General features: G+C 66.1%; 15 protein-coding genes. 9 read left to right on the top strand and 6 right to left on the bottom strand.

Annotated features, from left to right (window positions below; translation table 11 throughout):
- Positions 1–23 precede the first annotated feature (23 nt).
- The 5 genes from RTI28_RS23640 to RTI28_RS23620 form a co-directional block, all read right to left on the bottom strand.
- Positions 24–269: a hypothetical protein gene (locus tag RTI28_RS23640; protein WP_316922707.1), complete on the bottom strand. Its 246-nt coding sequence runs from the start codon at positions 267–269 to the stop codon at positions 24–26.
- Between the two features lie 369 nt (positions 270–638).
- Positions 639–3,905 (bottom strand): hypothetical protein, encoded by a 3,267-nt coding sequence (locus RTI28_RS23635; protein WP_316922706.1) that lies wholly within the window; start codon positions 3,903–3,905, stop codon positions 639–641.
- Positions 3,902–7,192, bottom strand: coding sequence for a hypothetical protein (locus tag RTI28_RS23630; protein WP_316922705.1), 3,291 nt, complete (start codon positions 7,190–7,192; stop codon positions 3,902–3,904). The genes RTI28_RS23635 and RTI28_RS23630 overlap by 4 nt, the downstream gene beginning before the upstream one ends.
- A gap of 742 nt (positions 7,193–7,934) precedes the next feature.
- Positions 7,935–11,549 (bottom strand): hypothetical protein, encoded by a 3,615-nt coding sequence (locus RTI28_RS23625; RefSeq protein ID WP_316922704.1) that lies wholly within the window; start codon positions 11,547–11,549, stop codon positions 7,935–7,937.
- Positions 11,550–11,691: 142 nt separating this feature from the next.
- Positions 11,692–13,104, bottom strand: a complete 1,413-nt coding sequence (locus tag RTI28_RS23620) for a cytosine permease (RefSeq protein ID WP_316922703.1) — start codon at positions 13,102–13,104, stop codon at positions 11,692–11,694.
- A gap of 420 nt (positions 13,105–13,524) precedes the next feature.
- Here RTI28_RS23620 and RTI28_RS23615 point away from each other — a divergent pair, with 420 nt between their 5' ends.
- The 3 genes from RTI28_RS23615 (at position 13,525) to RTI28_RS23605 (ending at position 17,541) form a co-directional block, all read left to right on the top strand.
- Positions 13,525–14,034, top strand: a complete 510-nt coding sequence (locus RTI28_RS23615) for a sigma-70 family RNA polymerase sigma factor (RefSeq protein ID WP_316922702.1) — start codon at positions 13,525–13,527, stop codon at positions 14,032–14,034.
- Positions 14,035–14,037: 3 nt separating this feature from the next.
- The gene (locus RTI28_RS23610; RefSeq protein ID WP_316922701.1) at positions 14,038–14,973 is read left to right on the top strand and encodes a FecR domain-containing protein; all 936 of its coding nucleotides are present in this window, start codon (positions 14,038–14,040) and stop codon (positions 14,971–14,973) included.
- Positions 14,974–15,078: 105 nt separating this feature from the next.
- On the top strand, positions 15,079–17,541 hold the full coding sequence (locus tag RTI28_RS23605) for a TonB-dependent siderophore receptor (protein ID WP_316922700.1): 2,463 nt from the start codon (positions 15,079–15,081) through the stop codon (positions 17,539–17,541).
- Between the two features lie 192 nt (positions 17,542–17,733).
- On the opposite strand, the gene RTI28_RS23600 is transcribed toward RTI28_RS23605, so the two are convergent.
- Positions 17,734–18,348, bottom strand: coding sequence for a Yip1 family protein (locus tag RTI28_RS23600; protein ID WP_316922699.1), 615 nt, complete (start codon positions 18,346–18,348; stop codon positions 17,734–17,736).
- A gap of 291 nt (positions 18,349–18,639) precedes the next feature.
- On the opposite strand from RTI28_RS23600, the gene RTI28_RS23595 reads away from it, so the two are divergent.
- From RTI28_RS23595 to RTI28_RS23570, 6 genes are all read left to right on the top strand, one after another.
- Positions 18,640–18,933 (top strand): hypothetical protein, encoded by a 294-nt coding sequence (locus RTI28_RS23595; RefSeq protein WP_316922698.1) that lies wholly within the window; start codon positions 18,640–18,642, stop codon positions 18,931–18,933.
- 417 nt (positions 18,934–19,350) lie between these two features.
- Complete coding sequence (locus RTI28_RS23590; RefSeq protein WP_316922697.1) at positions 19,351–20,565, top strand: SfnB family sulfur acquisition oxidoreductase; 1,215 nt, start codon at positions 19,351–19,353, stop codon at positions 20,563–20,565.
- A gap of 9 nt (positions 20,566–20,574) precedes the next feature.
- Positions 20,575–21,948, top strand: coding sequence for an LLM class flavin-dependent oxidoreductase (locus RTI28_RS23585; protein WP_316922696.1), 1,374 nt, complete (start codon positions 20,575–20,577; stop codon positions 21,946–21,948).
- Positions 21,945–22,610, top strand: a complete 666-nt coding sequence (locus RTI28_RS23580; protein ID WP_316922695.1) for a methionine ABC transporter permease — start codon at positions 21,945–21,947, stop codon at positions 22,608–22,610. The genes RTI28_RS23585 and RTI28_RS23580 overlap by 4 nt, the downstream gene beginning before the upstream one ends.
- Before the next feature lie 68 nt (positions 22,611–22,678).
- Positions 22,679–23,455 carry a MetQ/NlpA family ABC transporter substrate-binding protein gene (locus RTI28_RS23575; protein ID WP_316922694.1) on the top strand — a complete coding sequence of 259 codons (777 nt, stop codon included), beginning with the start codon at positions 22,679–22,681 and terminating at the stop codon, positions 23,453–23,455.
- 674 nt (positions 23,456–24,129) lie between these two features.
- Complete coding sequence (locus RTI28_RS23570; protein WP_316922693.1) at positions 24,130–24,963, top strand: urease accessory protein UreD; 834 nt, start codon at positions 24,130–24,132, stop codon at positions 24,961–24,963.
- The last annotated feature ends 8 nt before the right edge of the window (positions 24,964–24,971 follow it).

Below are 24,971 nucleotides of genomic sequence, written 5' to 3'. Positions count from 1 at the left end.
GCTTGCCGCCTCAGCGCCAGGGCTTAGAGGATCGGTACGCTGACGGTGGATTCGGCCTGGGCGACCCTGAGCAGGGCCTTGCCGATTCTCAGCTCGATTTCCGCACCTTCGAGGGATGCCTGGTCGCAAGATTTGGACTGCAGGGGCAGTCTGGTCAACGCGGCAAGAGCGCTGTTCAGGTGTTCGTCGGCGAGGCGGATGGCCTGGTCATGGGTGAGGCCGGGTTTGATGGTGAGGATGGGGGGTGGATCAGGGACAAGTTTTTTCATGGCTGACTCGGTTGTGTCGTTTCAGGGAGTCACCACTTCTCGCCGCTAAACGATTGGGTGGCGACCGTGCGTGGGTTAGCAGACCGAGGACACAACAACCCGGCGCACCCGAAGGTGCCCACACGCACAGCCGCCATAAGGCGTACCTGGGAAGGTTGTTATGTCGTTCGGACTGCTAATCCGGTCGTTGATTTGGCAACGACCGGCGGAGATTAGGCAGCGTTTCCACGGGACGCAACCACCAGGCGGGGGCGGGGAGTATGCTTGGGAAATTGCCTACAAGAAAGTCGGAGATAGGTGAATTTTCGTGGCGGGATGCGACAGGTTTTCGCAAGCGCACCGCGCCAAACGCGGTGCGCTTGCGAATACTCAGTAGTGACCGTTTCGCGCCACAGCTTCAGCAAGCAGCAAAAGACGGCTGTGGCTGACCTTGCCATTGAGTTGGTGCTGGACTTTGCTGCTGTCGCCGCCACCGTCCTTGGCACCCCAAGTCACCACTCGACCATCTGCGGTCAAGGCGATAAAGGCAGAGCCGTTGCCATAGATCGCACGTACATTGACCAGCTTGTCGGCTACTACGGAGGTATCGCCGCCGACCATCGGATTACCCCAGGCGATCACCGTTCCATCGCTGCACAAGGCGGCGAAGGCGCCGCCGTTGCCGGTGACCTGGACGACGTTCGATGCGCCGACGATCGGACCGGTCAGATTGCCTCCCAAGCCCGGACTGCCCCAGGCAGCGACCGTACCATCGCTCAGCCGGGCACAATAGGCATGGCGGGTGGCAGTGACCTCCACGACAGTGGTCAGGTTTGCGATAGCGTCCGGCAGGTTGCCGCCCTCCGTGTTCGCTGGCCAGGCCCTCACCTCACCTGTTTGCAGAACGATGCAGAAACTGTCTTGCGTGCAGGCGGCGATAGTCCTGACGTTGTCGAGCCGGGCGATATCGTCGGGAACCAGTCCCCCTTTGTTCATATCCCCCCAGGCAAAGACCCGCTTCGTGGCACCGTTGCCGCGTACTGCGGCGAATGCAGCAGGGTTGCCGCATACCTGGATGACGTCGTCGAACGCCTCCTGCCCCTGACGCAGTTGCCCACCCAAATCCGGGAGCCCCCACGCCACCACGTGACCGCTGGCTCGACGTGCTGCGAAAGCCATATCCGCGCCGTATATATCGACATAGTCTCGGTGCAGCAGAACCACATCTGGTACCGGAACCCCACGTTCTTCCACCCCCCAGGAAAAGAGCTCACCATTCCTCTTGCGCCCGAGAAACCCCTGGAGATTGCTTCTGATCTGCACGAAATCGCCATAGATCTTCGCAGGCTCGCCACCACTGGTTGCGTGCCCCCAACAGGCGATATTGCCGTCGCGCAAGCGTGCCGCACACGCATAGGCGCTGGCGGACAGTTCGGCGACATTCTTGAGCTCCCTCACTTCGGGCGTCAGCTCGCCGCCGTAGTGGGACGTGCCCCACGCCACGATATCGACCTCGGGGCCGTCTGCACCCATAACCTCATCGCGCATGACGGCGAACGCCGAAAGGCCCTGTGACGCGGGGAGGCTGCCGGTACCGATGACATTGACCGCCTGGCACTCCCAAGCTTCAGTGACGTTGCGCACATAGAGCTTCAGCCAGGGCTTGTCATCGGTCCAGCCAGTGGCCGCGGTCCAGTCCTCGCTGTCCTCGTAACGCCATTCGGCTAGCATCGGCTCCAGGGTTTGGTCATTCAGGGCGCTGAGTATCCGCGGGGTGGAGCCGCCGCGCAGCACACCTGGACAGAACCGCGCGCCCATGATCCGCAGGGGACCGGAACCAATACCGTCACGGGAGCTGATATGGAACGAGACGGCGGCGGAGATCTGGTCCGGTTCGTCCCCGCTTTCCACCCGATAGGTGATCTCGATCTCTGCCCCCAGGTTCGCCTCGACATGCTCACGTTCGAGGTAGAACACCACCTCCTTGCCGAGCATCGGCGCGCTGATGGGGATGAAGTCGTCGTAGTGCGGCCCGCTGCTGGCGCGCCAGAGCACATGCAACGTCTGATCGACGTGCATGTCTGGCCACGGCGGGATGACGATTGCCAGTTGCGCCGGCAGGTCGGCGGGATCGAGCACGCCATTCTCCGCGGGAGGAAGGGTGGTGGGCGCGGGCAGCTCGTCGCGGGCTTCGCCGACCGTCAGGCGTTCGCGTTCCGATTCCACAGGGCTGGCGCCGTTCTTGGACAGTCTGTAGTAGACGCTGAGGGTGCCGCCATCCAGCGGCGCGATGGCCGTGGCGGGAACGGTGAAGGTCATCGGCTTGCCGGCACCGCTGCCGCTGACCGGGCGTTCGTCTTCATGCAGCAGCGGGCTGCCGTTGGCGCGTGTGCCGAGCCAGACCAGCCAGACGTAGTCGCCGGCTTCCAGCACTTCGCCGGGGATGATGACCGTGGTGCCGTCGAGCGTCGGGTCGAGCACACCATTCACGGCATCGGGCACTGTCGGCTTGGGCAGGCGCTGCTCTTCGCCGAGGAAGGTGGCGAAGCTGCGCTTGGATACGCCGATGACCGTGTCGTCGCGACTCACCGTGTAGGAGGCGACGCCGCGGCCACGGCCCAGGCGGATCAGGTCGGCATTGGCGACGTAGAACTTCAGGTTGATTGGCAAGCGTGGCACGGTCTGCGCGGGGATCTCGGCGATGATCTCTTCGCCCTGGGCGGTGGTGCCGACCCACTTCAGCGCGACCACATCGCCCTCCAGAAACGCGCCACCTTCCACGACCTGGACCTCGACCAGCAGATCGTCCTCGCCGAGCACGTCGAGGTCGATCACGTCGTAGGGATCGGCCGCCGGATCGGGGTTCTCGATCATCGGCGCATTGAACAGGCCCTGGCCGACTTCCACATGCACCAGGGTGCGCATGGACCAGTCGCTGGATGGGTTGTGCACTTCGTCGCGCACGCGGTAGACCAGTACCAGATCGTCGCTGTCGCCGGCTTCGAGGATGGTCTGTTCGGTTACCAGTATTTCCAGTGAGCCGGCGTCCACCTCTTCCTGGGTCACTTCGTGCTGCAGCAGCACGCCGCCCCAGCTGAAGATGATGGTGTCGAACACGCGCATGTTGGGGTAGGCGCTGATGGTGACCTTGATGCCGTTCTTCGCGGCCTCTTCATCGATGATGCCGCTGGTTGGCAGTTCGGGCTCAGGTGCTGGCAAGGCCTGGTGGCCGGGGACATCGGGTTCGGGGTCGATGCCTCCAGGAAGCACAGTGCGCACCAGTACCGCCAGCGGCGGGGATTCACCACCATTGCCGCCACCGGAACGGGTGACCTTGGCCCAGACGTCGCTGATGCCGTCCGGAATGAATTCGGCACTGATGAACAGGCTGAACTTGTTGCCGACATGCTCGTCGAGCACCCGGTCGCCGGCGACGGGGCTGCTGGCGTCGCCCCAGAACACGTCGATCCAGTCACCTTCCTGCATGTTCAGGTAGGGCTGGACCTGGACCAGCAGGCCGTTCTCGTTGGAGATCAACATGCCGTAGTTGACCCCGCCGTCGGCGCCTTCGGTTTGCAGTGGGACGATAAGGCCGGGGATGAGCAGGGGGTCGAGGTTCAGGGTGTCGGCTGAATCGCGGGTGGCTTCGTTGTTCATGGTCGTTCTCCGGACTGTTGCGAAACCGCGGGGGTGGGTTGTGAAGCGGCCAGGGCCCTTGCTTCTTCTGCCGGCAGCAGACGGTTGTGGGTGACCTTGCCGGTCAGTTGCCAGTGCACCTTGTCGCTGTCGCCACCACCGGTCGGCATGCCCCAGGTCACTACCCGACCATCCTGGGTCAATGCCGCGAAAGCTTGATTGCAGGCATAGATCGCCCGCACATCGACCAGCCGCTCGGCCACGCTGGAGGTGTCGCCGCCGGTACCTGGATAACCCCAGGCGACCACCGAGCCATCGCGACACAGCGCCGCGAACGAGTAGTAGTTGCCCACCACCTGAACAATGTCCGACCTGAGCGCAACGTCGCCTGGCAGTTCGCCACCTGTGCCGCCCCAGGCGACGACCTTGCCGTCGCTCAGGCGGGCGCAGAACGCAGCATGGTTCGCGGTGACTTCCACCACACTGGTCAACTTGGCTATGTAGTCCGGTACCGTGCCGCTCGGGTTTTCCTCGGGCCAGGCCCGTATCTGACCGCTTTGCAGAAGGATGCAGAAGGCGTCATCGGTAGCGGCACCCAGTGTTCTGACGTTGTCCAGGCTGGCGATATCGTCGGGTAGGAGGCCACCGGTGCTGCCGTGCCCCCAGGCAATCACGCTTTTGCCCTCACCACGATCGCGCAGGGCGATGAAGGCGGCGGAGTTGCCGCAGACCTGGGTGATGTCGTCGAAGGTTTCCTGTCCCTCGTGCAGCTTCCCGCCATGATCCGCAGCGCCCCACGCGACCACATGGCCGCTGGCGCGGCGCGCGGCGAAGGCATTTCTCGCTCCGTACAGATCGACATAATCCCTGTGCTGGAGGATTTCCTGCGGTACCGGAACGCCGTGATTGGGCGTCGCTCCCCAGGAGAGCAGCTCGCCGTTTCGTTGGCGTCCGGCGAATGCCCCGATGTTGCTCCTGACCTGAACGAAATCGCCACGGATCAGGGCAGGGGAACCGCCATTGAACGAATTCCCCCAGCACGCCACATTGCCATCGTTCAAGCGCGCTGCATACGCGAAGGCGGTCGCGGAAACTTCCGCGACGTTATCGAGGACGATCTGCTCAGGGCCCAGCTCCCCGCCATAGTCGCGCGTGCCCCATGCCACCAGGTCGACCACTGTGCCGCTATCGCCTTCGACCTCGTCGCGCATCGCGACAAAGGCCGCCGCGCCGGTGTAGACGGGGCCGCTGCCGTTGCCGATGACATTGACGGCCCGGCACTCCCTGGTCTCGCTGGCATTGCGCACATAGAGCTTGAGCGCCGGCCTGGTATCGATCCAGGTGCTGCCCGCCGTCCATTCCTGCTCGTCCTCGTAGCGCCACTCGGCGAGCATCGGTTCCAGCGTTTCGTCATGCAGGGCCGTGAGCATCCGTGGCGTGGAGGTGCCGCGCCAGATCCCGGGGTTGAACCGCGCCCCCATGACGCGCATCGGCCCCGAACCGACATCCTGGCGAGCACCGAGGCGGAAGGTCGCCGGGGCGGATAGGCGGCTCGGTTCACCCGGAGACTCCACCAGGTAGGTGATCTCGATATCGGCACCGAAGTTGCCCTCGATGGCGCTACGGTCGAGGAGGAACACCACCTCCTGGCCCACCTGCGGCGCATGTACCGGGATGTAGTCGTCGAGGTGCGGCCCGCTGCTGGCGCGCCAGCGCAGGTGGACGGTCTGCCCGGCCTGCATGTCTGGCCAGGGGGCGATGACTACCTGCAACTGCGTCGGCAAGTCGGCGGGATCGAGCACGCCGTCCTCCGCGGCTGGGAGAGTGGTAGGGGCGGGCAGTTCTTCGCGGGCTTCGCCGACCGTCAGGCGTTCGTGTTCCGATTCGAGTGGTACGCCGCCGTTCTTGGACAGCCTGTAGTAGACGCTGAGGTTGCCGCCATCCAGCGGCGCGATGGCCGTGGCGGGAATGGTGAACGTCATCGGCTTGCCGGCACCGCTGCCGCTGACCGAGCGTCCGTCTTCATGCAGCAGCGGGCTGCCGTTGGCACGCTTGCCGAGCCAGTACAGCCAGACATAGTCACCGGCTTCCAGCACCTCGCCGGGGACGATCACCGTGGTTTCGCTCAGGCTCGGATCGAGCACACCGTCCACGGCATCGGGCACTATCGGCTTGGGCAGGCGCTGTTCTTCGCCGAGGAAGGTGACGAAGCTGCGCTTGGACACGCCGGCGGCGGTGTCATCGCGGGTCACTGTGAAGGAGGCAACGCCGCGACCACGGCCCAGGCGCGTCACGTCGGCATTGGGGATGATGAATTCCAGATTGATCGGGATTCGTGCCACGGTCTTTGCTTCAGGCTGAACCGTGATGGGTTCGCCCTGGGCGGTGGTGCCGACCCATTTCAGCGTCACCACGTCGCCGATCTGCAGCTTGCCGCCGGGTTCGGCGTAGACGCTGACCACCAGGTCGTCATCGCCCAGCACATCGAGGTCGATGATGTCGTAGGGCTCGGCTTCCGGATCGGGGTTGACGATCATCGGCGCATTGAACAGGCCTTTGCCGACCTCCACATGCACCAGGGTGCGCATGGACCAGTCGCTGGATGGGTTGTGCACTTCGTCGCGAACGCGGTAGACCAGTACCAGATCGTCGCTGTCGCCGGCTTCGAGGATGGTCTGTTCGGTGACCAGTATTTCCAGTGAGCCGGCGTCCACTTCGTCCTGGGTCACTTCGTGCTGCAGCAGCACGCCGCCCCAGCTGAAGGTGATGGTGTCGAACACGCGCATGTTGGGGTAGCCATCGATGGTGACCTTGACGCCATTCTTCGCCGCTTCCTCATCGATGATGCCGCTGGGTGGCAGTTCTGGTTCGGGCGCCGGCAAGGCCTGGTGGCCGGGGACATCGGGTTCGGGGTCGATGCCTCCCGGTAGAACGGTACGCACCAGCACCGCCAGCGGCAGGGACTCGCCGCCATTGCCGCCACCGGAGCGAGTGACCCTGGCCCAGACATCGCTGATGCCGTCCGGGATGAGGTCGGCGCTGATGAACAGGCCGAACTTGTCGCCGACATGCTCGTCGAGCACCCGGTCGCCGGCGACGGGGCTACTGGCGTCACCCCAGAACACGTCGATCCAGTCGCCTTCCTGCATGTTCAGGTAGGGCTGGACCTGGATCAGCAGGCCGTTCTCGTTGGAGATCAACATGCCGTAGTTGACCCCGCCGTCGGCACCTTCGGTTTGCAGCGGGACGATAAGGCCGGGGATGAGCAGGGGGTCGAGGTTCAGGGGAGCGGTTTCATCGCGGGTCATGAGGGTTCTCCAATCCTGTCGGGGCCGAGGGGGCTGAGCAGATTGAAGAGCCGGAGTGGTGGGGTGCACAACTGGCAGAAATATCAGGTAGGGCGGGCTTGGTGGGGAAAGAGCAGAGGATTCAAGCAGATGCCTTGAGGTGATTTGTATGAATGCCTGTTTGCCAATGATGGCCGCTGGATTCCGGCTCGCCACAAAACCTGTAGGAGCGGGCCTTGCCCGCGATGAGGCCGGCACTGACAAAGATGGCGCCCGGGACTACGCCATCGCGGGCAACGCCTGCTCCTACAAGGATTACTGTCGGCCGCAGGATTCCGGCTCGCCGCAAAACCTGTGGGAGCGGGCATTGCCCGCGATGAGGCCGGCACTGACAAAGATGGCGCCCGGGACTACGCCATCGCGGGCAACGCCCGCTCCTACAAGGATTACTGTCGGCCGCAGGATTCCGGCTCGCCGCAAAACCTGTGCGGGCATTGCCCGCGATGAGGCCAGTACTGACAAAGGCGGTGTCCGGAACTGCGCCATCGCGGGCAACGCCCGCTCCTACAAGGATTACTGTCGGCCGCTGGATTCCGGTTCGCCGCAAAACCTGTGGGAGCGGGCATTGCCCGCGATGAGGCCGGCACTGACAAAGGCGGTGTCCGGGACTACGCCATCGCGGGCAACGCCCGCTCCCACAAGGATTGCTGCCGGCCGCAGGATTCTCCCCAGGACGCAACCACCCGCCGGTTTCAAGGTGAGGTCATCCGTTGCTTTCAGGCCGCAGGTTCGGTTCGGCCACTGCGCGTGCCTCGTCGGCTGGCAGCAGGCGGCCGGTGGTGACCTTGCCGGTGAGTTCCGCCTGCACCGCGTCGCTGTTGCCACCGTTGAACGTGTCGCCCCAGGTCACCACCTCGCCAGTGCCGGTCAGTGCGGTGAAGGCCTGGGCGTTGCCATAGATCGCGCGCACGTCGACCAGTTTGTCGGCCACTGCCGAGGTATCGCCGCCGCGGATCGGGTCGCCCCAGGCGATGACCGTGCCGTCGCGGCACAGCGCGGCGAAGGCCGCGGACGTGGCGCTTACCTGGATGACGTTCGAGGCATCGCCGGCTTCCGGGCTCAGGTCGGCGCCCCAGTCGTCCTCGCCCCAGGCGACCACCCGGCCGTTGCTCAGCCGCGCACAGAAGGCATTCCAGGTCGCGCTGACCTCGACGATATTGCTCAGCACCGAGATCGGCTGGGGAATGTTGCCGCTGGCGACGGTATGGGGCCAGGCCTTCACGGCGCCGCTGTCGAGCAGGATGCAGAAGGCCGCGGCGGTGGCGAACAGGCGCCTGACGTTATCGAGGTGGCTGATGACATCGGGGACATCGCCGCCGTTGACGCTGTCTCCCCAGGCGATCACCCAGCGCTGGGTACCGTTGTCGCGCAGCGCGGCGAAGGCGCCGACGGTGCTGACCACATCGACGATATTGTCGTACTGGTCCTGCCCCGGTTTCAGGCGTCCGCCGAAAGCCGCTTCGCCCCAGGCGACCACATGGCCGCTGGCGCGCCGCGCGGCGAAGGCCGCGGCCGCGCCGTACAGGTCGACGTAGTCGTGGTACTGCATGACCGGCGGCGGTACCGGGACACAGGGGTCGTCTTCATGGCCCCAGGCGAACAGCTCGCCGTTGCGCTGCAGCCCGGCGAAGGACTGCAGGCTGCCTCTGACCTGGATGTAGTCGCCTTCGATGATTGGTGACTGCGAGCCCATCTCGATGCTGCCCCAGCAGGCGACATTGCCGCTGCGCAGGCGCGCCGCGAAGGCGTATGCCGTCGCGGCGACCTCCTGCACGTCGGTGAGGTCGGCCACCTCGGGCTTCAAGTGCCCGCCGTTGGGTCCGTTGCCCCAGGCGATCATGTCGACTTCGGGGCCGTCAGCGCCCATGACTTCGTCGCGCATCACGACGAAGGCTGCCGGTGTCGCATTGGCGTAGCCGTTACCGAACACGTTGACGGGTCGGCACTCCCAGGTCTGGCTGGTGCTGCGCACATGGAGCTTGAGCCAGGGCTTGTGGTCGATCCAGGTGGTGCCGGTGGTCCACTGCGAGTCGCCCTCGTAGCGCCATTCGGCGAGCAGCGGTGCCAGGGTTTGCGCATGCAGGGCACTGAGCATCCGTGGCACGCGCCCATGCAGCCAGGCGCCGGCGTAGAAGCGCGCGCCCATGATGCGCAGCGGGCCGTGGCCGAGCTCGCTGTGCACCGTGTAGCTGACCGTCCCGGACTGCTCCACCGGTCCCCCCGCGGCGCGGCTGATGCTGTAGTGCACGCTGATGCGGGTACCGATGCTGGCGACGATGGTGGCGTAAGGGATGGTGATGGTCGCCGCTTCGCCGCCATCCCCGTCCTCGACCTCGAAGGGAATGTCGAGGCTGCCGTCTTCGGCGGGACTGACGATGTGCAGGGTGATCAGGTCGCCGTCTTCGAGTCGGGCGCTGGCGTCGATGTAGGCGCTGGCACCTTGCGTCACGTCGCCCGGATCGAGCTGGTCGCCCTCGGCTTCGAGGATCCGCGGCAGGGGCAGGGGCGTGGGTCGGGCGCCGATGCGCAGGGTGGCGACGGCGGAGAACTGGTCCGGCCCCTGCGTGTCTTCCACGCGATAGCTGATCTCGATGTCTGCGCCCAGGTTCGCCTCGACATGTTCACGGGGGAGGTAGAACACCACTTCCTCACCGACCAGCCCCGGGTTGATGGGCATGAAGTCGTCGTAGTGGGGTCCGCTGCTGGCTTGCCAGCGCACATGCAGGATCTGCTCGTCGTGCACGCCCGGCCAGGGCGGCACGACGATCTGCAACTGCGTCGGCAGGCTGTCGGGGTCGAGCACGCCGTCCACCGGGGCTGGGCGGGTGAAGGGGGGCGGCAGCTCGCCGCGGGCCTGGCCGACGCTCAGTTCCTCGCGGTCGGATTCGAGGATCAGGCCCGAGCGTTTTTCCACGCTGTAGTAGAGGCTGACGCTGCCGCCATCGAGCGGGGCGATCAGCTCGGCGCCCGCGATGGGAATGCTCTGCGGCCTGCCGGCGTTGCCGCCGCTGATCGAGCGCGAGATCGCCCGGTGCAGCGGCGTGCCGTTGGCGCGGGTGCCGAGCCAGGTCAGGATCAGGGTATCGCCGGCTTCGAGGGCATCGCCGGGGACGATCGCGGTGGCCTCGACCAGGGTCGGGTCGAGCACACCGTCGACTGCCTCGCTCACCGTCGGTCTGGGCAGGCGCTGCTCCTCGCCAAGGAAGGTCACGAAGCTGCGCTTGGACACGCCGGCGGGCATTTCCTCGCGGGTCACCCGGTAGGAGGCCACGCCCCGTCCGCGGCCCAGGGGCAGCAGGCTGGCATTGGGAATGTAGAACTCCAGGCTGATGGGCAGGCGCAGCACCGTCAGCTCGGGCGGGCTGACCGGTATGGCTTCGCCCTGGGCGGTGGTGCCGATCCAGGTCAGGGCCACCACGTCGCCGATCAGCAGGTCGCCGCCCTTCGCGGCATAGACCTCCACCTCCAGGTCCGCGTCGCCGAGCACTTCGAGGTCGATCACATCGAAGGGGTCGGCTTCCACGTCGGGGTTCTTGATCAGTGGCGGGGCGAACAGGCCGGTACCGACCTCGACCACCACCAGGGTGCGCGGCGACCACTCGCTGGACGGGTTGTGCACTTCGTCGTGGACCCGGTAGACCAGCACCAGTTCATCGCTGTCGCCGGCGGCGAGGATGGTCTGCTCGGTGACCAGGATGTCCAGCGAGCCGGCCTCCACCTCGGTCTGGGTGACGCTGTGCTGGAGCAGTTCGCCGCCCCAGCTGAAGGTGATGACGTCGAACTCGCGCATGTTCGGGTAGGCGCCGATGGTCACCTTGACGCCGTTCTTCGCCGCCTCTTCGTCGATGATGCCGCTGGTCGGCAGTTCGGGGTCGGGGGGCGGCAGGCGCTGGTGGCCGGGCAGGTCGGGTTCGGGGTCGGTGCCGCCGGGGACCTCGGTGCGCACCAGGACGTTGAGCGGCAGGGAGGCGTCCTCGTTGCCGCTGCCGGCGCGGGTGACCACGCAGTGCACGGCGCTGATGCCTTCGGGGATGAACTCGGCGCGGATGAACAGGCCGAAATCCTGGTCGACGTCTTCCGCGTGGACCATGCCGGAGGCCACCGGGGTGCCGGGGTCGCCCCAGAACACCCTGACCCAGTCGCCCTCGCGCATGTTCAGGTAGGCCTGGACGAAGACCGGCAGGCCGAGGACATTGACGTGGACCATGTGGTAGTTGACCCCGCCGTCGGCGCCCGGGGTGTACACCGGGACGATCAGGCCGGGGATCAGCAGCGGGTCGAGGGTGTCGCTGGGGGCGGTGCGGGCTTCGATGGTCATGAGGGCTCTCCGTATCCGCTCGCGGCCGGGCGGCTGAGCAGATTGAAGAACCAACGACGGCGGCGGCACAACTGACAGAAATATCAGGTAGGTGCCGCCGCCTGGCGAAACTCCAGCCGATTCAAGGCCCTGGCGCAGACCCTCAGTGAGCGGTGGCCAGCTTCGCGCTGACCTGGCGACGGCGGTAGGCGCTGTCACGGGTCGCCAGCCACCCGTACAGCGGCGAGGTCACCAGCAGGCCGACCAGCCACGACAGGTCGGCGCCGTCGATATGCACCGACACCGGGCCGACGTACAGCGGGGTGTTCATGAAGGGGATCTGCACCACGATGCCGATGGCGTAGGCCAGCAGCGCCTGCGGGTTGTAGCGCCCGTAGATGCCGCCATCGACCTTGAAGATCGAGGCGATGTCGTAGTCGCCCTTGTGGATCACATAGAAGTCGATGAGGTTGATCGCGGTCCACGGCACCAGGACCACCAGCAGCACCAGGACCATGTCGACGAAGTGGCCGATGAAGTCCGCCGAGGCGAACACCGCCACCACGCAGCAGCCGAGCAGGACGATCAGCGACAGCACGGCGCGGCTTTTCGCGGTGGGGATCCAGCGCCAGGCGAAGGTCTGCACCAGGGTGATCAGCGACAGCACCGCGCCATACAGGTTGAGGGCGTTGTGGCTGATCACGCTGAGCAGGAACAGCACCAGCATCAGCGGGCCGATGGCGCCGGTGGCGAGCTTGACCGCGTCCATGCTGTCCATCCCGGCCGGTACCGCGAGCACCGCCACGGCGCCGAAGACGAAGGACAGGCTGGAGCCCAGCGCCGAGCCCAGGTAGGTGGTCCAGAAGGTCGCCGCCACCGGTACGTCGGCCGGCAGGTAGCGCGAGTAGTCGGAGACGTAGGGCGCAAAGGCGATCTGCCACAGCGCGGCGAGGGACACCGTGGCCAGCCAGCCGGACAGGTTGAAGCCGCCGCGGGTGAGGAAGTCGTCGCTCTGGATATGGGTGAGGATGTAGGCGAAGCCGACCACGATGCCGATGCCCAGCACCCAGGTGCCGATGCGGTTGAGCACATGGATGAAGCGGTAGCCGATGATGCCGATGACTCCCGAGCCGAGGGCGCCGACGACGATGCCCACCGGTACCGGCACGCTGTCCACCACGCCGTGCAGCGACTTGCCGGCGAGGACGATGTTGGAGGCGAAGAAGCCGATGTACATCAGCCCGGCGATGACCACCACCAGCAGGGCGCCGAGGGAGCCGAACTGGGCGCGGCTCTGGATCATCTGCGGGATGCCCATCTGCGGGCCCTGGGCCGAATGCAGGGCCATCAGCACGCCGCCGACCAGATGGCCGACGAGGATCGCGACGATGCCCCAGACCAGGTTCAGGTGGAACAGCTGGACGCCGAGGGCGCCGGTGACGATGGGCAGCGGCGCGATATTGCCGCCGAACCAGAGGGTGAACAGATCCCTGACCTTTCCATGGCGATCTTCGGGCGGCACGTAGCCGATCGTGTGTTTTTCGATGAGCGGTGCGGATGACGCTGCGTTGGTCATGACGGACTCCAAGGCAAGGGTGAGTACGCTCGGCGTACTTCGGTTGGCGTCGGCAGGGGCGACGCCTTTTCTTGTAGGGGGCCGATCTTGAGGGCAGTGCGGCGGGGGCGAAATTAGTAAATATGTGTTTTCAGGCGTTAAAAAAACTGGGGGGCGTGTGTGGCTGATGTCGCTCTTCCGGGCATCGGCTTGTCCGCGATGGATCCTGTAGGAGCTGGCTTGCCTGCGAAAGGACCGCAAGGCGGTCCCGGTTGCGGTGTCATCGGGGACCGCTGCGCGGTCCTTTCGCAGGCAAGCCAGCTCCTACGGGGTCCTTTCGCAGGCAAGCCCCTACGGGGTCCAATCGCGTCCGGTCCTTGCCTTTCGCCGGGTTACTCCTGTTAAATGAGATTCATTACCACTTGTTTCGCCGGAATCCTCATGTCCTCCGCTGACCTCTCCCTGCAAAAGGCCGTGCACACGCTGTACGAGGAGCACCACCCCTGGCTGTGCGGCTGGCTGCGCAGCCGTCTTGGCTGCGTCGAGCACGCGGCGGACCTGGCCCAGGACACCTTCATCCGCGTCATCGCCCTGCGCAAGGCCGCCGGACTGCGCGAGCCGCGGGCCTACCTGAGCAGCGTGGCGCGCAGCCTGATGATCGATGCGTTCCGCCGCCGCGCCCTCGAACAGGCCTACCTGGAAGCCCTGGCGGCGCGCCCGGAGGCGCTGGACATCTCCCCGGAAACCCGCCTGTCGATCCTCGAGACCCTGAGCGAAATCGACCGCCTGCTCGACGGGCTCGGTGTGCGTACCCGCGAGATCTTCCTCATGGCCCAGCTCGATGGCCTGAGCTACGTGGAGATCGCCCGGCGCCTGCAGGTCTCGGTGACCACGGTGAAGAAACACGCGGTGCGCGCGCTGACCCACTGCCTGCTGCTGGTCGAGGACTGAGGCGTGGCGCTGAGCCGGGAGATCCTCGAACGCGCGGCGCACTGGTACGTCGAGCTGCGCTGCCAGCCAGACGCGGCGACCCGGGCCGCGCATAACCAGTGGCTCGACAGCGACCCGCGCCACCGCCAGGCCTGGGCGCGCCTCGACCGCCTGCAGGACACCTTCGCCGGGGTCGCCCCGCCGTTGGCGCGCAGCACCCTCGCTGGTGCCCGGGCCAAGCGCCGCGAAGTGCTCAAGGTCCTTTCGCTGCTGCTCGCCGCCGGTGGCGCGGGGGGCCTCGCCTGGCGCGGCGGTGCGCTGCCCGACCTGCTGGCCGACCAGCGCACCGCCACCGGCGAGCGCCGCACCCTGGCCCTGGAGGACGGCAGCCGGGTGCAGCTCAACACCGCCAGCGCCGTGGATATCCGCTACAGCGCGCACCTGCGGCGGATCGACCTGCTGGACGGCGAGATCCTGGTGGACACCGCACCGGACACCCTGGATCGCCCCTTCGTCGTGCACACCGCCGAGGGCCGCATCCGCGCCCTCGGCACGCGCTTTCTGGTACGCCGCGAGGGCGGGCTGACCCGGGTCGGCGTGCTCGAACACGCGGTGCAGGTGCACTGTGCCCGCGCGCAGCAGACGTTGCGTGTCGACGCCGGCCAGCAACTGGCGTTCAGTGCCGAACAGCCCGGGCCGCCACGGCCGCTCGCGCCCCAGGCCGATGCCTGGAGCCACGGCATGCTGGTGGTCAGCGACTGGCGCCTGGGGGACTTCATCGCCGAGCTGCAACGCTATCGCCCCGGTCGGCTGAGCTGCGCCGAGGGCATCGCCGGGCTGCGCATCTCCGGAGCCTTCCAGCTGGCGGACAGCGATATCGTGCTGGACAACCTGACCGCCACCTTGCCCGTGCGCATCCGTCGCTTCAGCCGGTTCTGGGTGCGGGTCGAGGCGGTCTGAAAAAAACTTCGCGCGGGGGTTATCGATTGCCGGACTGCTTCGACTTGTAGGTAGAGGCGCCACAGAGACGCCATTCATCACTGCCACAGGGCGAAAGGAAACCGCATGTCCCGTTCCATCGATCGCACCCCCCAGATCTGCAATTCGTCCGCCTTGCGCCGGGCGATCCGCTGCGCGCTGCTCGGCGTGGCCCTGAGCGGACCCGCCAGCCTGCTGCCGGGTGTCGCCCCGGCCATGGCGCAGAGCCAGGTCGACAGCCTCTTCGATATCCCCGCCGGTCCGCTGGACAGCGCCCTGACGCGCTTCGCCGCCAGTGCCGGGGTCACCGTGTCGTTCGATCCGGCGCATGTCCGCGGGTTGAGGTCGCCGGGCCTGCACGGTCGCTACAGCGTCGACGACGGCCTGCGCCAGCTGCTCGCCGGCAGCCGCGTGCAGGCGCTGCGCCAGGCCAACGGCAGTTACTCGCTGCTGCCGCTGGCCGATGACGGCGCCGTGCAGCTGGACAGCACCAGCGTCACCGGTGCCGCCGTCGAGTCGGCCTGGGGCCCGGTGGACGGTTATGTCGCCAGCCGCAGCGCCACCGCGACCAGGACCGATACGCCGATCCTGGAGATCCCGCAGAGCATCAACGTGATCACGGCCCGGCAGGTCGAGACCCAGGGCGCGCGCAACCTGACCCAGGCGCTGCGCTATACCCCCGGGCTGAACGTCGGCGGCTTCACCGACCGCAACGCCATCGCCGACGAGATCACCAGCCGCGGCTTTGCCCCGACCCCGCTGTATTTCGACGGCGCCTACGTGCCCTATGCCGGCAGCCTGGGGGGTGCGCCGCAGATCGATCCCTACACCCTGGAGCGCATCGAGGTGCTCAAGGGTCCGTCCTCGGTGCTGTTCGGCCAGAACCAGCCGGGTGGCCTGGTCAACCTGGTGTCCAAGCGTCCGACCCGCGAAGCGCGCAACCAGGTCAAGCTCGGTGCCGGCAGCTATCACCGGGTCAACGGCGCGCTGGACAGCAGCGGGCCGCTGGACGAGCAGGGCGAGTTCGCCTATCGCCTGGTCGGTGTGACCAGCAAGGGCAACGACCAGGTCGATCACACCCACGCCGAACGCCTGCTGCTGGCGCCGAGCCTGAGCTGGATGCCGAGCGAGGCCACCACGCTGACCCTGCTGGCGCAGGTGCAGCGCGATGACGGCGCGGCCGACTATCAGTCGTTGCCGCGCATCGGCGCCCTCGACCGTGGGCCGAATGGCCAGCGCATCGACCGCGACTTCTATTCCGGCGATTCGCGCTACAACGACTACAAGCGTGACCAGCTGATCCTCGGCTACGACCTGAGCCATGCCGTCAACGACGACCTGACCCTGCGCTCCAGCGCCCGCTACATCGATATCCGCGACCGTTATCGGGGGTTCTACCTGCGCAGCTTCGTCAACGACGCCGGGGTGACCGACTACACCCGGGCCAACCGCACCAAGGTCGACTGGCGCCAGCACAATATCGCCTGGAGCGTCGACAACAACCTGCAGTACACCTTCGCCACCGGCGCCCTGCAGCACACCGCCCTGGCGGGTATCGACTACCGGCACTTCACCCGCCGCTACGACGGCCTGAATGCCTACGATGCGACGCCGGTGGACCTCTACGGCAAGAACAACGGCGATACCTCCGGCACCGTCCCGGTCCTGGGCACCCAGTGGGACAACACCGTGCGCCAGGTCGGCGCCTACTTCCAGGACCAGATTCGCCTCGACCAGTGGATCCTCACCGTCGGCGGGCGCCAGGACTGGGCCGAGATCGACAACAAGGACCTGCTCGCGCACTCCATCGTGTCCCAGCGTGACAACAAGTTCACCGGGCGGGTGGGCCTGACCTACGTCACCGGGTTCGGTCTGGCGCCCTACGTCAGCTATTCGCAGTCGTTCCTGCCCACCGTTGGCACCGCGGCGCCGCAGCGTGGCGGCAAGGCCTTCGACCCGACCGAGGGCGAGCAGTACGAGGTGGGGCTGAAATACCAGCCGCTGGAGAAGACCCTGATCACGGCGTCGGTGTACCAGGTCAAGCAGAAGAACGTGCTGACCGGCGACACCGAATACCCCGAGTACCAGGTGCAGAGCGGGGAGGTGCGTTCGCGCGGGGTGGAACTCGAGTTGAAGACCAGCCTCGAGCGCATCGATGTCCTGGCGGCGGCGGGCTATGTCGACTCGTTCTACACCCGCAGCACCTATGGCGACCAGGGCAACCGCAACGAGTCCCAGGCGCCGGTTTCGGCGAGCCTGTGGCTGGATTATCACTGGGTCGAGGGCCTGACCCTGGGGGGCGGGGCACGCTATACCGGGCGCAAGCCGGGGGACTCGGCGAACTCGTTCGATGTGCCGGCCTACACCGTCTACGACGCCACCCTGCGCTATGACCTGGGCAAACTGGAACCGGGCCTGCGCGGTCTGCAGGCGAGCCTGAACGTGCAGAACCTGTTCGACCGGGAGTATGTCTCGGACTGCAACTATGCCTTCGGCTGCTACTACGGGCAGGAGCGGGTGGCTTCGCTGCAGGTGACCTACGACTGGTGATCGTGCTTGCCTGATCCTTGCTCCTGCAGGCCCCAATTACTCGTAGGAGCGTGGCTTGCCCGCGAACGGCGGCAAAGCCGTCGTAAACCCTGAGTCCCGGGAGCGTCAGACCATCACGGGGTTGGGGATTTGCGACGGCTTCGCCGCCGTTCGCGGGCAAGCCACGCTCCTACGCAGAGGATCGAGCAGGCCTCAAGGCAACATCGCCGGCCGCAGGTACTCCGGCTGCAGGGTGTTGAACCAGAACAGGATCATGCTGACCAGGATGGTCACCAGCACCAGCAGGCCGACGCCCCACACCGAGGCGGCGTAGAGAAAGCCCTTGTCCTGGGTCAGGCGCATGAACTTGGGCAGGCCGACGAACAGCAGGTACGTGGCATACGCCCCGGCGACGATCAGCGCGGTCACCGCCAGCCAGCGGCTCGGATACAGGCCGGTGATGCCGGCGAGAAAGTACGGCGTGGTGGTGTAGGCGACGAAGCCGATGCACTGGTTCAGCGTCGGCCGGGCGTCGAAGGTGCGCGACATCCAGCGGATGAAACCGCCCATGATCAGCGTGCCGAACAGCAGGGTCAGGTACAGCAGCACGCCCAGTTGCAGGCCGCTGGCGACGCTGACCCGCACCCGCTCGCCGCCGGCCAGGCTCCAGCCGGTCCAGGTCACGCCGATGAACAGGCACACCGCCGGCAGCAGGGCCCAGAGCAGCAGGTGCGGCAGGTAGTGGCGGGGCTGGCGTTCTTCTTCGCTGCGGATATCCACCCAGGCGTAGTCCGGGTGGGTCATGAGTTTCATGAAGTGCGCTTTCATGGAGCCGTCTCCTGATCGATGACCATCGAGGGTCGTGAACATTGGAGGCGGGTCTGTTTTCGCCTGTTCAGTTTTTGTCCGGAGCAGGGGCCGAATGGTCGTCGCTTCTGCACCGGCGGTTATTTATATAGTTCCAACTTTATTTATGTATCGGTGCGAGTTCCGTTATTGCAGCGAGAAATTACCGGTGGTCCGTTAATTGATAAAAAAGTCGTTGCGCTTGTTTGCGCAATAACCCGGGCGCATTAGTCTCACTGCACCTACTTGTCGATCCAGCACGGGAGCGTGGTCATGAAATATCGCGGAAAGCATTACTGGGCCTGGAGCGAAGCACCCCTGATGAGCCGCGCCCATGAAGAGGTGCTGGACAGTGGTGAAACCGTCGATGTGCAGGTGCGGTTGTCGCGCATCGGCGCGACCCAGTTGTTCATAGGCGTCTATTCCGCGGGTGGCACGCTGATGTTCGAGGAAACCTATGATTCGCGGCCGGGCGAGAGCATGAGCCGGGCAATGAACTGGGGCACCGCGCGGGCCCGGCTGCTGGCCAGTGAAGCGGGGCGTGGGTGTTTGCCGGCGGTTTCCTGAAGTGGGCGTTTAGTTTGTGTGGTGGTTATTGTTGTCGTGGTTTTTCTAGTTGTTGGAAGTGCGACTTTCGTGAGTTCTATTTTTAAACGGGTCGAGGGTGTGTTGTTCTCTCGGGCCTCATCGCAGGCAAGCCAGCTCCTACGGGGATCGGTGTACGCCGATTGGAGGTACACCGATTCGAGGTACGCCGATTGGACGTGCGCGGATCCCCGTAGGAGCTGGCTTGCCTGCGATGAGGCCCTGAAGATCACATCCCCTCCCAACTGTCCACCCAGCAACACCAACCCAACATTCTGCTGTCCACCCACCCCGCCAAACTGTTGCCTTAAATTCATAACTAACTGAAAAATAAGGATTTTCATCCTTGGCATGGGAAATGCGATAGGACCCTTGTCCACGTATTCCAAGGATCCACCCATGTCCATCTCCGCCCACTACGACATCCGCCAGCCGGACGCCCATCTCATCCGCGACGATGCCGAAGCCATCGCCGTCGCCCACCAGGTCGCCGCGCTGCTGCGCGAAGGCGCCGCCGAGCGCGATCGCCAGCGCCGGGTCCCGGCCGATGTGGTCGATGCCTTCTCCAACAGCGGCCTGTGGGGCATCACCGTGCCCCGGGTGTTCGGCGGCGCCGAAGTGTCCTTTGCCACCCTGGCCAGGGTGATCGCCATCGTCTCCGCCGCCGACCCGTCCCTCGGCCAGATTCCGCAGAACCATTACTGCCTGCTGGAAGACATCCGCCTGCAGGGCACCGACGAGCAGAAGCGCTTCTTCTTCGACCTGGTGCTCAAGGGCCATCGCTTCGCCAATGCCCTGTCGGAAACCGGCGGCAAGACCGTGCAGGACATCCAGACCCGCCTGGTCGGCGAAGGCGAGGGCTACCGCATCGACGGGCGCAAGGGCTACTGCACCGGTTCGCTCTACGCCCACTGGATCGGCGTGCTGGCCCTCGACGAACAGGACCGCGCGCAACTGGCCTTCGTCGAGCGCGGCACGCCGGGCCTGGTGGTGGTCGACGACTGGGACAGCATCGGCCAGCGCACCACCTCCAGCGGCACGGTGCTCGCCGATGGCCTGCGCGTGCCGGCCTTCAATGTGTTCCCCAGCTACCGCTCCTACGAAGTCCCGACCCTGGCCGGTCCGTTCGCCCAGCTGACCACCGCCGCCATCGACGCCGGCATCGGCCGCGCGGCGCTGGACGACACCATCGCCTTCGTCCGCGAGCATGCCCGGCCGTGGGTCGATGCCAAGGTCGACAAGGCCGGCGACGACCCGCTGACCATCATCCAGATCGGTTCGCTGGACATTCGCCAGGAAGCCGCCGAAGCCCTGCTGGAACGCGCCGGCCTGGTCCTCGACGCGGCGAAGCCGGCGCCCGATGAAGACAATGTCGCCGCCGCCTCGGTCGCCGTGGCCAAGGCCAAGGTACTGACCACCGAAGCGGCCCTGGAAGCCAGCAACCGCCTGTTCGAGCTGGGCGGGACCCGGTCCTCCCTGGCCCGGCACAACTTCGACCGGCACTGGCGCAACGCCCGGGTGCACACCCTGCACGACCCGGTGCGCTGGAAGTACCACCTGGTCGGCAACTGGGCGCTGAACGGCATCAAGCCAACCCGTCACGACTGGAACTGAGGCCCGGCCATGTCCAAGCAGATCCGCCTCAATGCCTTCGCCATGAACACCGTCGGGCACCTGTCGCCCGGCCTCTGGCGGCATCCCCGCGACCAGTCGCGGCGCTACACCGATATCCATTACTGGGTCGAGCTGGCCAGGACCCTCGAACGCGGGTGCATCGACGGCCTGTTCATCGCCGATGTGCTCGGGGTCTACGACGTCTATGGCGGCTCCGCCGACGCGGCGCTGAGCACTGCCGCGCAGGTGCCGGTGAATGACCCGCTGCAACTGGTCCCGGCGATGGCCGCGGCCACCGAGCACCTGGGCTTCGGCGTGACCGCCTCGGTGTCCTTCGAGCATCCGTTTCCCTTCGCCCGGCGCATGTCCACCCTCGATCACCTGACCCGCGGGCGGGCCGGCTGGAACATCGTCACCTCGTACCTGAGCAGCGGCGCGCGCAACCTCGGGCAGCGCGAGCAGTTGTCCCACGACCAGCGCTATGCCCTGGCCGAGGAGTACCTGCAGGTCTGCTACAAGCTCTGGGAAAGCAGCTGGGACGAGGACGCGGTGCGCGCCGATGGCGCCAGCGGGGTGTATGCCGATCCGGCGAAGGTGCATGGCATCGCGCACGAGGGCGAGTACTTCAAGGTCCCCGGTTTCCACCTCAGCGAGCCGTCGCCGCAACGCACCCCGGTGCTCTACCAGGCCGGTGCGTCGAGCCGCGGCAGGGCGTTCGCCGCGGCCAATGCCGAGTGCGTGTTCGTCGCCGCGCCGAGCAAGGCAGTGCTGAAGAAACAGGTCGCCGAGTTCCGCGCCGCCGCGGTGGCTGCCGGGCGCGCGGCGGAGGATATCGTCATCCTCGAACAGCTCACGGTGATCGTCGCCGAGACCGACGCAGCGGCCCTGGCCCGTCTGCGCGAATACCGCGAGTACGCCAGCGCGACGGGCGCGCTGACCCTGATGTCGGGCTGGACCGGCATCGACTTTTCCCGCTACGACCCCGACCAGGTGCTGCGCGAGGTGCCCAGCGAAGCCATCCAGTCGGCGGTGGAAGCCTTCACCCGCGCCGACCCGACGCGCACCTGGACCACCGCCGAGATCGCCGACTACTGCGCCATCGGCGGTGACGGCCCGGTGCTGGTGGGCTCGGCGCAGACCGTCGCCGACCAGTTGCAGGAGTGGGTCGAGGAAACCGGGGTCGATGGCTTCAACCTGGCCAGCGTGGTCGCCCCGGAAACCTTCGTCGCCGTGGTCGATCTGCTGGTGCCGGAGCTGCAGGCCCGCGGCCTGTTCAAGCGCGAGTACGCCGCAGGCACCCTGCGCCACAAGCTGTTCGGCCAGGGTGACCGCCTGCGCGCGCCGCATCCGGTGGCGGCGCTGCGTCGAGGTGGCGGGCAATGAATCAATGGCTGGTCAACCTCAACTGGGGCGAAATCGCCCAAGCCAGCCTGGAAACCCTGAGCATGCTCGCCGCTGCCCTTGGCTTCACCGTGCTGCTCGGGCTGCCGCTGGGCGTGCTGCTGTACCTCACCGGACAGCGCCAGCTGCTCGCCAGGCCCGCGCTGTACCGGGTGATGTCGCTGCTGGTCAATGTCCTGCGTTCGCTGCCGTTCATCATTCTGCTGATCGTGCTGATTCCGCTCACCACGCTGCTCACCGGCACCTCGCTGGGGGTGCGCGGGACCATTCCGCCGCTGGTGGCGGGCTGTACGCCGTTCTTCGCGCGGCTGGTGGAAACCGCCCTGCGCGAGGTCGACCGCGGCCTGGTGGAAGCCAGCCAGGCCATGGGTGGCAGCACCTGGCAGATCATCCGCTACACCCTGTTGCCGGAGTCGCGCACCGGGCTGATCGCCGCGGTCACGGTGACTGCCATCGTCCTGGTCGACTACACCGCCATGGCCGGGGTGATCGGCGGCGGTGGCCTCGGTGACCTGGCGATCCGCTTCGGTTACCAGCGGTTCCAGACCGATGTGATGGTGGTCACCGTGCTCCTGCTGATCCTGCTCGTGCAGGCCTTGCAGGTGAGTGGCGATCGCCTGGTGCGGCACTTCACCCGACGTTGAAAACCTTTCCCCATCCGGCCCTACGCTCGCCCTGTGACGGCCTCGTGCATACCCCTAGGAGTTCCATCATGTTCAAGCAGTCCCTGGCGGTCCTGGCCGTCGCCTTGTTCGGCCTTTCGGCCCAGGCCAACGAAAAGCTCACCGTCGGCGCCACGCCGGTGCCCCATGCCGAGATCCTCGAGTTCGTCAAACCGGTGCTGGCCAAGGAGGGCGTCGACCTCGACATCAAGGTGTTCACCGACTTCATCCAGCCCAACCTGCAGCTGGCGGAAAAGAACCTCGACGCCAACTACTACCAGTACCGGCCGTTCCTCGATGACTTCAACAAGACCCGGCATACCGACCTGGTGCCGGTGGTGGGCGTGCACATCGAGCCGTTCGGCGCCTACTCGACGAAGATCAAGGACCTCAAGGACCTGCCCGACGGTGCCAGCGTGGCCATCCCCAATGACCCGGTGAACGCCGGCCGCGCGCTGGTGCTACTGCACGAGGCGGGGCTGCTCAAGCTGAAGGATCCGGCCAACACCCTGGCGACCCAGCGCGATATCGCCGAGAACCCGAAGAAGCTGAAGATCCGCGAACTGGAAGGCGCGCTGCTGGCCCGCGCGGTGAACCAGGTGGACCTGGCGTTCGTCTTCGCCAACTACGCCCTGGAGGCGGGGATCGATACCGGCAGCGCGCTGATCGTCGAGAAGGGCAAGGACCTGTACGTCGAGTACCTGGTGGCGCGGCCGGACAACCTGCAGGACCCGGGGATCCAGAAGCTGGCCAAGGCGCTGAATACGCCTGAAGTGCGCGAGTTCATCCTGACCCGCTACAAGGGGCAGATTGCGCCGGGGTTCTGATCCGGGGCCTTTGTCGATCTTCAGGGCCCTGTCGCTGCATGGGTATCTACACAACTTTGATGGCCTGGCTGGGAACCGCATGAAGGCCGCCAGGTGCCTGTCTTGAGCCTTGCAGCGCTCTCAAGATCGAGCGCCGCCCGCGCGGCGCATCGCGGATGAATCCGCTCCCACATTTGTTGCAACGTGCCATGGCCTGTGGGATTTGGGTTGTCAGCCTTTGTTTTTTCGGCGATGTATCGCGGGGAGGCTGTTGGGCACGACTCGGTATCGAACCAACAAGGCGGTCAACCATGGCCTGACAGACATAGGTACGTTGCAACAAATGTGGGAGCGGATTCATCCGCGATGCGCCGCGCGGGCGGCGCTCGATCTGGAGAGCGATGCAAGACTCAAGACAGGCACCTGACGGCCTTGATGCGGTCCCCCGACAAGCCTTCGATTCCGATTACCCGCGATGACGGCCGCAAGAACGACACACATCAGTGCAGCCAAAGCCAGAATCCCCCTACACGCGCCATTCTGGCCCGCAATGTGCTTTTACCCCTTCCAACGATTGCTGATCGATCGATCAGGTCCGCGGCACCGCGCCAGAACAGGGCGTCGCGGACATTTTCCTACCGCCGCGAAAGCATGGGATTACCCAATAAACGCGGCGTTTGACCGGATACGTTGGAATGTCCCTACCCGAACCACTGCCACCTGCGTACGACGCCACGGGCTGGAGCGCCGAGCTGAGGCTGCGCTTCGTGCAGCGCGATGGCAGGACCTGTATTGGTGCGCGGCGTCATTTCGGACCTCTTTTGGTGCAGCGACCCTTCTACCCCGAGGGCGCGCCGTGCCACGTCTATGTGCTGCATCCCCCGGGCGGCGTGGTCGGCGGCGATCGCCTGACCCTCGATGTGCACCTCGAAGCCGGTAGCCACGCGCTGCTGACCATGCCCGGGGCGACCAAGTTCTACCGCAGCGCCGGCCCCGTTTCGGTGCTCAAGCAGCACTTTCATGTGGCAGAGGGCGCCACCCTGGAGTGGCTGCCCCACGGCAATATCTGCTTCCCCGGCGCCCGTGCCCGTCTGGAGAACCGCTTCAGCCTGGCCCCCGGCGCCCGCCTGCTGGCCTGGGAAACCCTGTGCCTGGGCCGCCCGGTGATGGACGAGCGCTTCAGCCACGGCGCCGTGGACAGCCTGCTGCGTATCGACCTGCCCGACGACCCCGGCCTGCACGAACGCCTGCGCATCGACGGCGACAGCCTGCACAAGCTCGCCGGCTACCCGCTGCAGGCGACCTTCTGCGCGGCCCCGGCCACCGCCGAGCTGCTGGAGCAGGCGCGCACCCTTATCGAGCACCTCGCCGTACCTGCCGGCGCGACCCTGCTTGGCCAACTGCTGGTGGTCCGCCTGCTGGACCACGACAACCAACGCCTTCAATCCACCTTGCTGCGCCTGTGGCAGGCGCTGCGCCCGGCCATCACCGGTCTTGCGCCATGCCCGCCACGGATCTGGGCCACCTGAGAGAGCGA

Origin of the sequence: Pseudomonas sp. zfem002 (genome assembly GCF_032621685.1) — a bacterium.
Lineage (GTDB): Bacteria > Pseudomonadota > Gammaproteobacteria > Pseudomonadales > Pseudomonadaceae > Aquipseudomonas > Aquipseudomonas japonica.
Note: the sequence above shows the minus strand (reverse complement) of the source record. Positions and strands in the feature narration are given on the sequence as shown.

Excerpts from the sequence above, each read along its gene's own strand:
- RTI28_RS23615 (WP_316922702.1), top strand. The coding sequence starts at position 13,525 with ATGTCCTCCGCTGACCTCTCCCTGCAAAAGGCCGTGCACACGCTGTAC.
- RTI28_RS23590 (WP_316922697.1), top strand. The coding sequence starts at position 19,351 with ATGTCCATCTCCGCCCACTACGACATCCGCCAGCCGGACGCCCATCTC.
- RTI28_RS23640 (WP_316922707.1), bottom strand. The coding sequence starts at position 269 with ATGAAAAAACTTGTCCCTGATCCACCCCCCATCCTCACCATCAAACCC.
- RTI28_RS23570 (WP_316922693.1), top strand. The coding sequence starts at position 24,130 with ATGTCCCTACCCGAACCACTGCCACCTGCGTACGACGCCACGGGCTGG.
- RTI28_RS23595 (WP_316922698.1), top strand. The coding sequence starts at position 18,640 with ATGAAATATCGCGGAAAGCATTACTGGGCCTGGAGCGAAGCACCCCTG.
- RTI28_RS23600 (WP_316922699.1), bottom strand. The coding sequence starts at position 18,348 with ATGAAAGCGCACTTCATGAAACTCATGACCCACCCGGACTACGCCTGG.
- RTI28_RS23625 (WP_316922704.1), bottom strand. The coding sequence starts at position 11,549 with ATGACCATCGAAGCCCGCACCGCCCCCAGCGACACCCTCGACCCGCTG.
- RTI28_RS23620 (WP_316922703.1), bottom strand. The coding sequence starts at position 13,104 with ATGACCAACGCAGCGTCATCCGCACCGCTCATCGAAAAACACACGATC.
- RTI28_RS23605 (WP_316922700.1), top strand. The coding sequence starts at position 15,079 with ATGTCCCGTTCCATCGATCGCACCCCCCAGATCTGCAATTCGTCCGCC.
- RTI28_RS23575 (WP_316922694.1), top strand. The coding sequence starts at position 22,679 with ATGTTCAAGCAGTCCCTGGCGGTCCTGGCCGTCGCCTTGTTCGGCCTT.
- RTI28_RS23630 (WP_316922705.1), bottom strand. The coding sequence starts at position 7,192 with ATGACCCGCGATGAAACCGCTCCCCTGAACCTCGACCCCCTGCTCATC.
- RTI28_RS23580 (WP_316922695.1), top strand. The coding sequence starts at position 21,945 with ATGAATCAATGGCTGGTCAACCTCAACTGGGGCGAAATCGCCCAAGCC.
- RTI28_RS23635 (WP_316922706.1), bottom strand. The coding sequence starts at position 3,905 with ATGAACAACGAAGCCACCCGCGATTCAGCCGACACCCTGAACCTCGAC.
- RTI28_RS23585 (WP_316922696.1), top strand. The coding sequence starts at position 20,575 with ATGTCCAAGCAGATCCGCCTCAATGCCTTCGCCATGAACACCGTCGGG.